The organism is Sphingomonas sp. SAFR-052, assembly GCF_051965015.1.
In the GTDB taxonomy this organism is placed as follows: domain Bacteria; phylum Pseudomonadota; class Alphaproteobacteria; order Sphingomonadales; family Sphingomonadaceae; genus Sphingomonas.
In genome coordinates this window covers 1-13,580 of record NZ_JBQCMO010000022.1, presented here as the reverse complement: position 1 = coordinate 13,580, position 13,580 = coordinate 1, and the positions used below count along the sequence as shown (strand labels likewise).

At 62.2% G+C, this 13,580-nt stretch carries 8 protein-coding genes and 2 pseudogenes; 4 read left to right on the top strand and 6 right to left on the bottom strand.

The window, feature by feature from the left end:
* Positions 1 to 58 precede the first annotated feature (58 nt).
* Together ACTHQV_RS18995 and ACTHQV_RS18990 are read right to left on the bottom strand one after the other, a co-directional pair.
* Positions 59 to 202: pseudogene (locus tag ACTHQV_RS18995) on the bottom strand (IS3 family transposase); the annotation flags it as partial.
* 160 nt (positions 203 to 362) lie between these two features.
* Positions 363 to 2,723 carry an SIR2 family protein gene (locus ACTHQV_RS18990; protein WP_440492287.1) on the bottom strand — a complete coding sequence of 787 codons (2,361 nt, stop codon included), beginning with the start codon at positions 2,721 to 2,723 and terminating at the stop codon, positions 363 to 365.
* Positions 2,724 to 2,899: 176 nt separating this feature from the next.
* On the opposite strand from ACTHQV_RS18990, the pseudogene ACTHQV_RS18985 reads away from it, so the two are divergent.
* Positions 2,900 to 3,178 (top strand): annotated as a pseudogene (locus ACTHQV_RS18985) (transposase); the annotation flags it as partial.
* A gap of 121 nt (positions 3,179 to 3,299) precedes the next feature.
* Here ACTHQV_RS18985 and ACTHQV_RS18980 read toward each other — a convergent pair.
* The 4 genes from ACTHQV_RS18980 to ACTHQV_RS18965 all read right to left on the bottom strand — a co-directional run bounded on the left by ACTHQV_RS18980 (position 3,300) and on the right by ACTHQV_RS18965 (position 8,529).
* Entirely contained in the window at positions 3,300 to 4,382 is a 1,083-nt protein-coding gene (locus ACTHQV_RS18980; protein ID WP_440492286.1) for a restriction endonuclease, SacI family, read from the bottom strand.
* A gap of 48 nt (positions 4,383 to 4,430) precedes the next feature.
* A complete protein-coding gene (locus tag ACTHQV_RS18975) occupies positions 4,431 to 5,537 on the bottom strand; it encodes a DNA-methyltransferase (RefSeq protein ID WP_440492285.1) in 1,107 nt (368 codons plus the stop codon).
* Between the two features lie 325 nt (positions 5,538 to 5,862).
* Complete coding sequence (locus ACTHQV_RS18970) at positions 5,863 to 6,747, bottom strand: hypothetical protein (protein ID WP_440492284.1); 885 nt, start codon at positions 6,745 to 6,747, stop codon at positions 5,863 to 5,865.
* Between the two features lie 12 nt (positions 6,748 to 6,759).
* Complete coding sequence (locus ACTHQV_RS18965; protein WP_440492283.1) at positions 6,760 to 8,529, bottom strand: caspase family protein; 1,770 nt, start codon at positions 8,527 to 8,529, stop codon at positions 6,760 to 6,762.
* A 156-nt stretch (positions 8,530 to 8,685) separates the two neighbouring features.
* Between ACTHQV_RS18965 and ACTHQV_RS18960 the strand changes: the two genes are divergently transcribed.
* The 3 genes from ACTHQV_RS18960 (at position 8,686) to ACTHQV_RS18950 (ending at position 13,377) form a co-directional block, all read left to right on the top strand.
* Entirely contained in the window at positions 8,686 to 9,534 is an 849-nt protein-coding gene (locus ACTHQV_RS18960) for a trypsin-like peptidase domain-containing protein (protein ID WP_440492282.1), read from the top strand.
* 334 nt (positions 9,535 to 9,868) lie between these two features.
* Positions 9,869 to 10,849 (top strand): AAA family ATPase, encoded by a 981-nt coding sequence (locus ACTHQV_RS18955; RefSeq protein WP_440492281.1) that lies wholly within the window; start codon positions 9,869 to 9,871, stop codon positions 10,847 to 10,849.
* Between the two features lie 188 nt (positions 10,850 to 11,037).
* Positions 11,038 to 13,377 (top strand): S8 family peptidase, encoded by a 2,340-nt coding sequence (locus ACTHQV_RS18950; RefSeq protein ID WP_440492280.1) that lies wholly within the window; start codon positions 11,038 to 11,040, stop codon positions 13,375 to 13,377.
* The last annotated feature ends 203 nt before the right edge of the window (positions 13,378 to 13,580 follow it).

Here is a 13,580-nt window from a genome sequence, read left to right as displayed (position 1 = left end):
GCTTCCGCTTCATTCCGTCCGTCCCTTCGAGGGCCGGTCTCTAGGTCCAGGTGGATGAAGAAACGGGGGTCACGTCATCGCGACCATCGAGCGTTTCCTCGACGATCCTCAGCTTCTCAGGCGTGCTCCAGTGACGGCGACGACCGCCGTCGGTGATGATCTCGGACACGGACATAAGCCTATGCTCAGGGGATAGCCCCAAGCCTCCTTCTTAGGCTCAAATCCGTCCGGTCAAAACGGGGGCCAGCTCAATATGGCTCTTGCAGCCCATGATCTTCTTGCCCGCATCATAGCCGCAAGGACCGCTAGAGTTTGGGCTTTCAACGTCGAAGATGAGGCAAACGGAGGCTACAAGGGCGCTGCTACGGTTTCCCCTCAACCAATTTAGCGATCGCTTCGTCAAGCTTCACCCTGACTAACTCGGACCCTGAATAAGCCTTATCTTCAACGGGCAATCCTTTAAGTGTCTCGCTAGTACGATTGAGGTGAAAAACGAGCGTAACTTTCTCGCCATTGTCGAGCACTGGAAGGCGAGCTTCAATAAAGGCCGGAATTTCGCCTATGACATCGATCGCATATTGGCGATGGCTTTGATCTGCGATCATGTCCGTTACCAAGTCGACGGATGCGAGAAGCTCCTCCAACCCTTCGACCGTAGGCGAGGTACTCACAATCGCTTCGAGCAGGTAGATGCTCAATGCCTGAGTGTCTAACTGGAACGTCTTGAACCCCGAAATATTGCGAGCACGATCGTACCCAGTGTTCAAGAACATTCGAGCTTTCGAAATTTCTCCCGTCCGCTTCATAAATATCGCGTACTGAAGCCAGAAGAGCGGTTCATCGTTGACTGCCTTATCCTTCGATAGCCGTGTGTAATGTTTGTCCAGCAGTTGATCGACGCCCGCTTGGTACTTTAAGAAGCGCTTGAGCGCAGCGTCCTTCATCAGCACGCCAGCGAGTGCGCGATGCACTCGATCACTTCGGCGACGCGTCGATGTGGTGGTGATCGTGTAACAAGCGTCGAGAACCTGCTTCGGTGGCAAAATCCTCTGGAGAAGATATTCCGAGAGCAATGCTGAACGCATTTCGACCCGATCGTCAGCCTCGGTCAGGAAATCGGTTCCCAAGCCGCCGGATTTCTTCAATTCGGCGTAGATGTCGCAGTCGGCAAGCTCTTGCAAATCACTATCGTCCAGTTCCACGCCGGCCCATTTGATGAGCGACGCGAGCGCGAGGATTTGAACGAGCGCAGAAGAGGCTTTTTCGATCGATCCCCGAATTTTTTCGCGGATCTGTGCGTGGTCGTACAACTGCGTGACAATTTCTCGTACCTCCCGAGCATTGTTGATCGCGTCGTCAAACCCTTCTCTCCGCGCCCCAGCATGATCAAGTATTTTACGCAATTGTTTCTTATCATCATCAGCAAAAAGATCGAGGTTTACTCGCTTCATCGGTTCCGGTAACTTGCTTAGCACTTCATGCTGACGCACGTCCTGTTGCCCGGATCGAACCGTAACGACAAACTTCGCGTCTGGAACGCCTGCCGAAACGCGCTCGATATGGTCCACCGCGGCATCATAGTCGTCGAAAATGATAAGTGCCCGGCGCTCGGCGCGGATGACCTCAAGGTCTTGGGCAAGACGCCTCCCGGCTCGCCGCCACAGATAGCACTTGTAACCCTCCTCACTAGCATCCCGCGCTAGGATGGATGTAAAGATCGTTTTTCCATTTCCTAACCTAGAGTGGATGAGTACCGTTTTGTTCGTCTGGAGAAGGGTGAGTGCGCTTTCCAAACTCTTAGCACGACGCGAGACATAGCTGTCATCTCGCGTTGTGTTGAAGAAGCGGCTCGGATTGAAATTCCCAAAAGTCACAAGATTGATGATTTCTACTGGTGTGGGATCTACCAGCGGCTTTGCATCAATTCCTCGCTGCAAGAACTTAAATGATTCGAGCGATTGTAAATTCGCAGGTTTGGGCGATGACGGTAAAGTTTTGGCTATATTAGAAAATCCATCGAAGCCGATCGGCACAATTTTTCCGTAGGGAGGCACTCGGTCGACGAGCTGTTGCTTCGGCGGGTTACGCGTAATGAAATACGTGCGGCGAGCGGAAGTCTCACCAGCAGTCATTAAGCCGGTTATGTGATGATCGCCGAGGCTGAAACCCATAAAATAGCAGGCGTCGAAAGTGCGGCGATCTCGCTGGAACTCGTAAAACCAAGTCGGATGATCGCGGGTGATCATGTCATAGGACCGGCTATTGAGGATGAGCTGCTTTTCGGCATCTTCTTCGGTCGCCTTTCGTATTGAGCCGTGAAGGTAAACAGCAAACGATTGTGGTAAAGGCCGGGGCTTTACATCCTCGAACGTGAAGATCGGAAAGGTTCCACCTTTTACCGAGCTAACCATATCGTCGTAGTTCGTGGTGTAAATTCGCGCCCAAGGAAGGGATAAAATTTCCCTTTGATAACTTAAAAGGGATGAAACGGTGAAGGTATTATACAGGATTTCGTAGAGGCTCATATCAAAGCGATGCGAGAAGGCATCGGCTATAGATTTGAGATCATGCTCGTTGGGATCTTCCTCCAACGCTTCCGCCAAGCGATTCAATAACGACTCACCTGCCGGGAGTTTTTCATCTGCAATATTCGATGCACCCGCGGAAAATCCTGATCCAAGGAAGAGGATAGAGTTTTTCGGGTCAAGCGTCTCGATAGGCAATCGTCATCCCCCCCCCCCGCATACAATTGTTGTTTTTTAAGATGGCTCTTCGAGAGATGCGAGCTGTTTCTGCGCGATGGAACTGAGTCGATTATCCCCGTTCGATAGCATCGGTTCCAACCTGCAGGCTGCTGTTGGCACATCGCATCCTGCCTGCCTCATTGCCTTAACGAGCGTGGCTGCGCCAAGTGTTCGCCGACGGCGGCTATGCAGGCGACAAGTTCCGGCAGGCGCAGGGCCGGATCAGCAAATGGACTATCGAAATCGTCAAACGGTCCGATACTGACAAGGGCTTCATGGTCCTCCCGCGGCGTTAGGTCGTCGAGCGCACGCTGGTATGGCTCAACCGAAACCGTCGTCTTGCCAAGGACTGCGAGCAAACCATCGTCTCGGCAACCGTATGGCTGTTCCTTCCATCGATCCAGCTCTTCGCCCGCCGCATCGCAAAGCTATAAAAATACAACGGATAATCATGAAGCAGGCTCTTAGAAATCCGTTTCCACCGCTCCAACGCGGTTCCCATGATTAATCACTCTCACTCGCCAGACCGGCGTCGGGCTCCTCGCTATCCACGCGCTACTGGTCGTCCTCAGCAGCAACGCCATCTTCGGTGCCCACGGCGCCTTCGATTATCTCCTCGGCGAGTTCCTCCTTCACAGACGCCTTTCGGTAGCCGACCTCTTCGAGAAAGTCGCGATAGCGGCCGATCAGGTCCGGCGACTGCTCCTTGTGGACGATTGCCCATTCGAAGGCGTTGAGCGCCGCGCGCTGTTTCACCGGATCCCAGAGCGCGACCGTCCGCAGCAGGTCTTCAGGCGTAACGGGGATGACGCCTCTGTCGCGAACCATATTAGCTACGCCGTCTACGAAGCCGATCGCCACGATCAATCCTAGAGCACCCCGCTGAAGCGATTCGGTGATGAAGTGCTCGGTGTGCTCCAGATCGTCCTGCGCGAAGCGGAAGGCCTTGACCTCCGCGGAGATCGTCAGTCGCTCGCCCTCGAACGCGTCAATGTCGCCGATGCCTTTCACCCGAGCACCGCCCGTCCGCACCTTCCGCGTTTCGACCTGCAGGTGAGGCGCGTCTGCGCGGATGTACGCGAAGACCAGCGCCTGGAACGCTGCACCGGTGGGCTCGCGCCCGCGCCGCTCGGTCCATCCGAACTTCTCGATTAAGATGCGGAAAATCGGCGGATCGACGACGACGGTGGACGGGTCAAACTTCGTCTCCGGCAGTGTCTCAAGCACGAAGGCCTTGGCACGATCGCGCACCTCCGCGAGTTCGGCAGCCGTGAACGTCACCAGTGAATCAAGCCACGGAATGAAGTCGGCCCACTTGCCCGTCGCGTACGGCTCCGAGCGGGGATATCCCAGTCGCTTATTTTCAAAGATGTAGAAATGATGGATGGCATTGTAGGCCGGCCGGATTGTCTTCTGGCCCGTCGCGGCGTCCGGCCAAGTGATGGTCAGCGTGCTGGTACCTTCGGTGAGCAGCGGGTGGGTTGCAATCATGTCAGCATACGAGGTCCAGCCCTTCGACGGGCTGTCGATGTCGAGCAGGAAGTCGCAGAAGGCTGGCAGGAGACCGCCTGTGTATGTCCGTGGCCGGCGGAGGGCGAAGTTCGCCTTCAGGTCGTCGATGATCTCGTCAGGCGTCATGCATCCCCCTTGGGTACGACTCTTAAGCCGTGCTCAGGGGGTGGCAACCTATAGCGGGACCTTAACCTTCGCCAGCGCCGGGATCGATCGCTCCGCCAGCGCGAAGTACTCGGCATCCATCTCGACGCCGATGCTGTTATAACCGACCGCATTGCAGGCCGCGAGCGTTGAACCGGACCCGGCGAACGGATCGAGGACTTTGCCTTCCCCGAGCGGGAGGCACGCCCGGGCGAGATCGCGAAGTAGTGCCTGCGGCTTCAAGGACGGATGCGGAGCGAGTTTCTTCTCCGCAGTGGGCGTTGGACGCGACTTAATCACGTCGCCGAAGGGCTGGTCGTCCGAGATGCGTCGAAACCCTCCAGTCTTCCATTTTCGAAGATTGTCCTGGACGCGGCCGTCGAGCGGCTTGCGCAGAACAACCCACGGCTCGTGCTGAGAGCGCGGCATGACGCTCACGTCCGAAAACTCCACGTGAGCGTTCTTCGGTCGATCGCCGCCCCGCATGGTCATGACCAACCGTGTGATCATGCCGCGCATCTCCAGGCCGCCTTCGGACATGGCCGAGGCGACGATGTGAACAAGCAGCGGGTTGGCCGCGACGACGACGTTGCCACCCGGGACGACCACGCGGGCCAGCAGCGTTGCGAACTCTCGAAAGAACGTACGCATGTTCTGTCGGTCGGCTTCGGTCAGCGTGGTGAACCGGGGCAGTGGCGACCTGGTGTGTCCGCCAATCGACGGAGGTATCCGCCAGACGCCGCCCTTGCCAGCACGCAACTTGTCCTTCTCCGTCTGGGTGTACTCGACCAAACCGTATGGCGGGTCGGTCAGAACCGCTTCAACCGAATTCTCCGCGGCCGCCCGCAGCCAAGAAAAACAATCGGCGTTCCACATGATAGCGTCGCCGACCTCGAAGCTGGGCGGGATTGTCGTCTGGAACGTATCATGGATTCCGGCCAGTTTGTAACGGCCTCGGCTCACTCGTTCGAAGGTGCCGGGGGTGTTGAGGTTGAGGTACGACCGGATCGAGGACGAGGAAACCTCGCCGACTTGGCGGCGTACGGCAGCTTCAAGCTCGCCGACGCTGGCGTCGGTGCGTAGGGCGGATAGATGCTGTATGATCGGATCGCGTATGGCGCCGGGAGCCTTGGTCATATAGTCACCCAATTGGTAGTCGTCCTGCGCTGACGTCTAGACGTCAAACCGGCGATCAGGCAACTTATTTTTGTTTACGTTGCGTTCGCTAAGCTGCTTGCGAACGTAGGATTGCGCCGCCGCCGTTGCTGCCAGCGACGATCCGAAGCGGATCCACCGCGAGTGGTCAATCCCGGATGGGGGAACCTGGGCCCTGCGCGACTACAGCCGTGTAAGGGATACGAAGGGCGGCGCTACTGCATCTTCCGGCTCGTCGACGGCGTGGACCCGGTGACCGGCGGCCTTAGCTGGTGGAGTACGGGCGTTCGGGTGACGGACAGGCGCCCTAGAGGGCGACGAGAGCCCGGTGGAGCACGTCGAGGACCCTAGCGTCGTTGACGTAGCCCCCGATCCCGTGCGCGTTCGGCGTCCTGTTCCAGACGCCGTCGTAGTTCGCGACCACCGGGTCGATCGGGAAGTGACTGGCGTCCAGCGGGTAGAGCGCCACGACGTCGCGCCTATCCCGCGCGTTGTGCCAGCTTCCGACCACCTTCGGATGGGCGATCGGCGCCAGCGCCTTGCGGCAGATCTTCAAGCCCAGTGGGGAGCCGACCGTCGTAAGGTGAGCGACGGCGCCGTGCGCGCGGTCCCGCAGGATGTGATAGGCGACGACAGTTCCCAACGAGTGAGCGATGCAGACCACGGGGAGCCCGGTGTCGAACGCGGGCGCCACAATAGCGTCAATCTCCTTTCGTACTGTCCGACGCTCGAGGTAAATCCAGACGTCGCGCAGGATCCGCTCGATCATATCGCCATCGATGCCAGGGATCTTGTCTAGAGCGCGGATGATAGCCAGCACCCACGGCCAGTTCTGTGGACCCCGTTCCAAAGCGGCGACGCCCGCCTCCGCCACGACCTGCTCCTCGCTAACCCCCTCCTGGGTGCGGACCTGCTCGAGGATGTCGCCCACAAAAGCGCGATAGTCGGCGTCGGCGTTGTAGAGCTCCGGACCTCGCACGATGATGTCGCCCGGTTCGGGGTCATTCAACTGCGCAAGCAGCTCCATGAGCCTGTCTCCGTAAAAGGGCGCCCGCACCTCGACGTCGTCGAGACATGCCGCCCGCGCACCCAAGGCCTCGCGCAGGGGCGTCATCCACTCTTCGATCAGAGCTCCCTCCGACTTGCCCTGTTGAGCGCGCCCGTGGACCAGAACCAGCCGGGCCTTTGCCATCGCCCTTCCTCCTCACCCGTTGCGGACCAGCCCCGCCACCTCATTCATCGCAGACCGTTCGAACACCGTCCAGAACCCCGGGACACGCTCCAGCTTCCGCAAGTCTTCCGGAACCGTAGCTCCGAAGATGTCCAGCAGCGACCAGCTCTGCGACAGGAGCGGCAGCGCGGGCCGGATCGACACTGGACTACCCCCGGCACCTCCGAGCATCCAAGCGTCGAACAAGTCGATTCCGAGGTCGCGCCGCATGTGGTCACGAACCGACGCCGCTCCGCCGAGGTCGCCCGCGAGAACGTAGGCGAGCGCGGATACCAGGCCGAGCATCGGGTCGAAGCGCTTTAGGCGGCGCAGCCGGCGCGCCAGCTCGCTTGCCGCCTCCCGCGTCGTGTCGAGCAGCCCCAGCGTCGCGGCTGCTAAAACCTCCGCGCGCAACTCCTTCACGCCGTTCTCAAAATAGGGCAGCCAACTGTAGTTGACGGCAAGCGTACGTCCTTCATGACGCACCACTTCACAGGCAAACTCGCGTATCACCGGCAGGAGCATGCCGCTCCCGTCGGCGAAGCGCACCGCCACCTCCGAAGCCCGACCCACGAGTTGAAAGGTCATCACATCGTCATCGACGTCGGATTGCGGATGAAAGGTCAGTCCAGCCGAAGGGACTATCTCCCCGAAGAGGTCGCCCACGCATTTTAGGCGCGGTTCGTATCCGTCGCCGAGGACCTGCCCGCGCTGCCGTCTTGGCGAGGCGATTATGCGAACACGCTCCTGGAACTGCTCGGTGGCCTTTGCCGCCTCTCCGACGATCCAGGGCCCCGGCGGCGTACTTCCCCGGACCCGACCGATCGTCGTCCCCGCACGCCCACTCGTCCCCCGCGTGGAGCCGACCACCGCCGGGCGCCTCCGGCGGTCGCGTGGAACTTCCCTGATCGGATCGGGCTCGGTCCACTCCAACCTGAAAGAACTCTCCGTTTCGGAAGCCGGCGGATCCCCAGATGCCTGGTGCCGACTTTCAAGGTCTCCGCCCGATACCTCGTTCAGCGCGATGCACCCTCGCCGAATCTGGACCTGCAAGTCGGGTGATTGCGTCAGCCGCAGTGAGATGCCCTCGGCGCGCATGTTGACGCGGTCGGCTAGCACGTCACGCAACCACTCGCTGCGCACATAGTCCCTGTTGCCGATAGTAAGCAGCGCCTCCTGGGGCGCGTCGATGTGCGCCTGTAGCAGCTCGTGGGTGAAGAGGCCGTGGGCCGCCTGCGCCTCCGTGCCCGAGCGCTCGAACGCGGGATCGCCCGGACGGGTGGCGTAGAAGTAGTCGATCTCTGCCGCCCTCGGGCTAGGCGGCAAGTTCGGGAATACCGACGCGCCCGCGATACCGCTGTGGACGCCACTCACCGGCGCGACACGACAGGCGTCGCTGATGAAGACGACCTCCGGGATGCCGCGGTAGCGGGCCATGTTGCCTGAAGCCACCACGTTCACCGCCTCGGCGGCGTCCGCAGGGGCGCCGCTGAGCAGCCAGAACTCCTCAACCGGCCCTTTCAGGAAGCCGTGGCCGGCGAAGTAGACGACGAGCCGCTCCACCGTGCCGGCATCGACCAGGTCCGCGACGGCACGGAACACTTGGCTCCGCTCCACCGGGGCCTCCCGGTCGGTGAACAGGGACACTCGGTAGTCGCTCCGCCTCAGCCAGTCGGCGACCTCCTCCGCACCGCTGGCGGCCGCCTGAAGACGAGGAAGGCCCCCGCCCACCGCGTCTACGCCGATCACCACTGCTGCACGCATCCTGAACCCGTCTCCCCCTGCCTCGCGCACAATGGGGTCGTATGTGCCCGCAGGTCAACGCCAGCCGGCACCGCGTTTCCGCCAGTCGCACGCTTCCGGTTTGCAGGCGCGCCCGGGTTTCGTCTACCAATTCGTGAACTTAGCATCAGGTGCGCGATGACGAAGTCAAAGAGGCCGACCAATTCGAAGGACGCGTTCGCTCGTATCCCTTGGGCATACCGGGGCCGCCAAACCCCGCTGGCGCGCCTTGCGCAGTCAATAGTGCCCGTCGGGAACAAGGAGGGGCTGCCCTCGGGCGACCTGACGCTGTCCATGCCGATCCAGGATCCGGGCCACGAGGATTGGATCATGGACATCCAGGGCACGGCCTTCCAGGTCGGCGAGGGAAAGCTGCTGACGTGCTGGCATGTCTGCGAGACGCTGCGGGTTCGGGAGCGGCAGGCCTTCTACTACGCGAATTCGCGCTTGGGCGAGCACCAAGCGCAGCGACCCTATCCTGTGGCGATGCAGTTCAACTTCATCGATCCCCGGACGGATGCCGGAAACCCGCTCATCGACGTCGGAATGCTCATATCGCCGGCGATCCACTCAGAGGCAGCCCCATACCTCGTGCCGAAGGTGATGTGGGGCGACTCCACCCGGCTCGGGGTCGGGGACCGGGTCGTCATTGGCGGGTTCCCGCTCGGCAGGGACCTGTTCTTCGCATCGACGACCAACCGCGGCCTTGTGCAGCCATCGTTCTTCGAGGGCATTATCAGCGCGATCATCCCAGCTATCCAGCAGGGCGAGAGCAGGCTGCTGCAGATCAGCTCTGTCAGCCTCGGTGGTATCAGCGGCGGCGTGGTCGCCGAACCTTCGACGGGCAAGGTCCTCGGCATGGTGACCAGCGGCCTCGACAGCGGAGGCGTGTCGCTCCCAGTGACGTTCGCAATCCCCTCGGAGGTGCTGCAGCCTTGGTCAGATTCGATCAGCTACGTGACGGAAGGCGGCCAAACCTGCAGATGACGGTGTTGATGTTCGCGGCGACTCCTGCGACAGGCGTGGGTATCGTCGTGTATGTGTCGTGCTAGCACCGGGCGATCTTACCAAGGTGACGGCGACAATCGAGAACGGTGCGCCATCGGTCGAGTACGACTGGCGAAAAGGCTAAGCTACGCCAGACTTGCGAGGGGTGAGTCGTCCTCTCCGCGCTGAACGTCAACTTCTAAGCAGCTGACCAAAACCCGGGCCAATTACCGCGAGTTCACTGCGAAGCCGGCCTACGGCCTTTTTGCGACCGCACCCACGCTGGGCATCAAGGCCCTCGACCTTCCCCGAAGGGAGGCATAGGAAGATTTGCATGGCGAACAGCAAACAGCTCATCGGGATGATCCGCAGCCATGCGGCCGGCGACGATGAGCGATTTTTCGCCATCGCCGAACACATCGCCACCGACGCGGAAAAGGCCGGACACGGCCGCATGGCAGGTGACATCCGCACGCTCGTCGATAGCCTACGTGCTGAAGCGGACGCTCAGCCCACGTCCCGTCCTGTCCCAATAGCGTCGCCGCGAGGCGAGCTCGCCGGACTCATGCGCGCCTCCTACCCTGAAGTGCGGCTTTCAGACTTGGTCCTCGCCACCGATCTCGAGCGGCGGCTACGTCGCATTGTCCGTGAGCACGCCCACCGCGACGCACTCGCGGAAAAGGGGCTGTCGCCCAGCCGCAAGCTGCTGCTCGCGGGGCCGCCTGGGACCGGTAAGACGATGACGGCGGCCGCGCTCGCCGGCGAACTCGGCCTGCCGCTTTTCACTATCATGCTTGACGGCGTGATCAACAAATTCATGGGAGAGTCGGCGGCCAAGCTGCGGCTTGTATTCGATTCGATGCGTACGGCCCGAGGCGTCTACCTCTTCGACGAGGTCGATGCCCTCGCCACCCGCCGTGGCTCCGAGAACGACGTCGGCGAGGCGCGACGAGTGCTGAACTCGCTCCTCCAATTCCTTGACGAGGACGAAACCGCCAGCGTGGTCGTCGCCGCCACGAATCACCGAGCGCTCCTCGACCAGGCCATCTTCCGTCGGTTCGACGCAGCCCTGCCGTACTCGCGCCCGACCCCCGAGCAGGCGCGCGCAATCGTCGAGGCGCGACTTGCCTTGTTCGAACTCCAGAATGTGAATTGGGACACGGTGCTCGTAGCGGCGGACGGACTGAGCCAAGCCGATCTCGTCGCGGCGGCAGGCGATGCCGCAAGGGACGCGGTACTCGAAGGCGACAACGCCGTCGACACCGGCCGGCTCTTGGGTGCCATGCACGACCGATCGGCGCTGCACGCAGACTGACCATGGCAGGCGAAGGGCAATCAGGTCGCCGAGAGGGCAGTGCGACGCGCAAGCCCCACATTCACCTGCGTGGTCTTGGAATTGCGTCTAAGGAGTTCAAGCCGCTTGGTGGCGGAAGCACTCCTCGTCCCGAGCCAGTAGCGAACCGGCGCCAGCACGCTCGGCGCCTGCGTGGAGACCTCGGCCGGGTGGCGGAGGCTCTGTCTACCAGCGCCGACGAGCAGACCCGCCACGGGGTCGACAAAGACGCGGCCGGGGGTTCGATGAGGATCGAAGGGCGTCCGGGTCAGGAGCTCGACATCGGAACCGGCCGCGCCGAAGGCCGCGGCACCATGCAGGTGCTCAATGCCCGACGGGCTGTGCGAGGCGAAGGCCGGAACCTTGTGCGTGATGTGGCGACCGTGTTCGTCACCGAGCGCAATCTAGAGAAGCTGCTTGTCAGGCTCGACAAGTACGAGGCCTACGATGGCGAAGACGACCGCGGGGGCCGAACGGCCAAGCGGCCCGACAGCTTCTGGCTCTTCGAAGGTGCAGAAACCTTCCGGCCGGCCCGGCTAGAAGATTTCTGGACAGACGACTTATCGAGCTTCCCCTCCGCCGACGGCGCCGCGATTTGGGAGGTTTGGGTCAGGGAGGGCTACGAAGGCCCGTTCCGCGAAGCGTTGAAGCAGCTCAAGCTTTCGACGGAGGGCGCGCCCTCGAGGTTTGTCGACGTTTCGATCTGGAGCGTCCGGGCGACGCGCCAGCAGCTGCGGCGTCTGATCGACCGCAGTGCGGCTGTCGTTGAACTGCGGGGGGCGTCGTCGTTTTCGGCCGACCATCGCGACTTGCCGCCGGCCGGACGCCTAGCGGACGCCGAAACGCTCGCGCGACGGATCCGCCCGGCGGCGGCGGAAGCGCCGCGCGTCACGCTGCTGGACACGGGCGTGAACCGGGCGAACCCACTCCTGCGACGTTCGCTGCCGCTATCGCGGTGCCACGCGGCGATTGACGGGTGGGATCGGCTCGACTTCGACGGCCACGGGACGAAGATGGCCGGGGTCGCGCTATTCGGCGACTTGGCTGACGTGGCTGGAGGCGCAGTCGAGGTTCGACTGGAAGCGGCGCTTGAGTCAGTCGTGGTCACGGCACCGCCGGGAAACGCAGCCCTGCCGGCTCGCAACGCCATCGAGCGCGCGGTCAGCATCGTCGAGGACGCGGAGAAGGCGGGCCGCGTCTTCTGCCTTGCTGCCACCGCGCCGGGGGAGGCGACTGACGGGCGACCGAGCAGCACGTCCTCTACTCTGGACAAGCTGGCGTTCGGCAACGCGCGGGACACCCGGCTCTTTTGCGCGGCGGTGGGAAACGTGAGCACTGATGGGCGCCGACCCTACCTTGCCGCGGACTACGCGACCCTCAACGAGGACCATGGCATTCAATCGCCCGCCCAAGCACTGAACGCGCTGAGCGTTGGCGCGATCACGCACAAGTGCTCCGGACGCGGCGCACTGGCGGCCGAGGGCGACCTCTCTCCTACCTCCCGCACCGCGCTCGCGTGGGAGTTCCGCCGGAACAAGCCTGACATAGTCATGGAGGGCGGCAACCACGTCCTCGACCCCGGAGGTCAGACGTCGCGATTCCATGGTCCCGACATGGTCGAAACGACATCGCGCGACGTCGCCGCGCGGCCGATCACAACGACGGGCGAGACCAGCGCAGCCACCGCAGCCGCGGCCGGCCTCGCAGCCAGACTGCTTGCGCGCTATCCGTCCATGCGCGCCGAGACCATTCGCGGCCTCATGGTGCATTCGGCAAGCTGGACGGACGCCATGCTGGCGAGGCATGCTGCAAAGGTGGCGGAGGGCTTGCGCGACGAGCAGGCCTGGCTCCACGTGCTCGATTGCTTCGGTTGGGGCCTGCCGAACGAGGAGCGGTTGTTCTGGTCCGCCGGCAATGCCCTAACGCTCGTCGTCGAGGACGAGCTGCGGCCCTACAAGCACGAGCAGGGAAAGAGCGTTACTCTGCGCGAGATGAAGCACTTCCGCCTTCCTTGGCCACGTGCCGCCCTCGCCGCCCTCGGCTCGGCCCCGGTCGAGCTTCGGTGCACACTATCCTATTTCGTCGAACCCGACCCGCACAGCGCCAGCCGCGCACGCCCGGAGCTTTACCCTTCCCATCGGCTGCGCTTCGATTTCCGGCGGCATGACGAGACCGAGCGGCAGGCGCTCGCGAGGGTTAACCGGGCCTTTTCCAGCGACGGCGTCACCGCGGATGACGCAGGCTGGACATTGGGATCGCGCTTCCGCAGCCGCGGAACCCTTCACCACGACATCTGGCGGGGTCGCGCCTACGAGCTTGCCGATCGGGGAGGCGTCTCGGTTGTGCCGAACCGGGGATGGTGGGCCGACCGCCCGGATCTGTCCCCAGAGAACAGGCGCATCCGCTTTAGCCTAATCGTGTCGGTTCGCACGCCCGAAACACCGACCGACATCCATGCCGAGGCACTCGCCCAGGTGCCCACAGGAATCCTGGTCGCGAACAGCCCGTGAACTAGGCCGTCGGCGGGATTCGGCGAATCCTCGCCGTCACGTCTCCGTGGGCCAGGAACGCGAGGGCGGTCGAGGACTTCTCGGCAACGAGAACCCTAGCCTCTCTCAGGGCCTCGCCGAGCGTGCGTGGACTTGCCCCGCTCAAATGGAGAGGCATTTGCTCAGCGTGGCGCGGTTTGTTCGAACTGCGCCGGGCTGGTGTA

Bases quoted from the DNA above. Each gene is read 5' to 3' on its own strand.
- ACTHQV_RS18980 (WP_440492286.1), bottom strand. From the start codon at position 4,382: ATGACGCCTGACGAGATCATCGACGACCTGAAGGCGAACTTCGCCCTC.
- ACTHQV_RS18975 (WP_440492285.1), bottom strand. From the start codon at position 5,537: ATGACCAAGGCTCCCGGCGCCATACGCGATCCGATCATACAGCATCTA.
- ACTHQV_RS18970 (WP_440492284.1), bottom strand. From the start codon at position 6,747: ATGGCAAAGGCCCGGCTGGTTCTGGTCCACGGGCGCGCTCAACAGGGC.
- ACTHQV_RS18965 (WP_440492283.1), bottom strand. From the start codon at position 8,529: ATGCGTGCAGCAGTGGTGATCGGCGTAGACGCGGTGGGCGGGGGCCTT.
- ACTHQV_RS18960 (WP_440492282.1), top strand. From the start codon at position 8,686: ATGACGAAGTCAAAGAGGCCGACCAATTCGAAGGACGCGTTCGCTCGT.
- ACTHQV_RS18955 (WP_440492281.1), top strand. From the start codon at position 9,869: ATGGCGAACAGCAAACAGCTCATCGGGATGATCCGCAGCCATGCGGCC.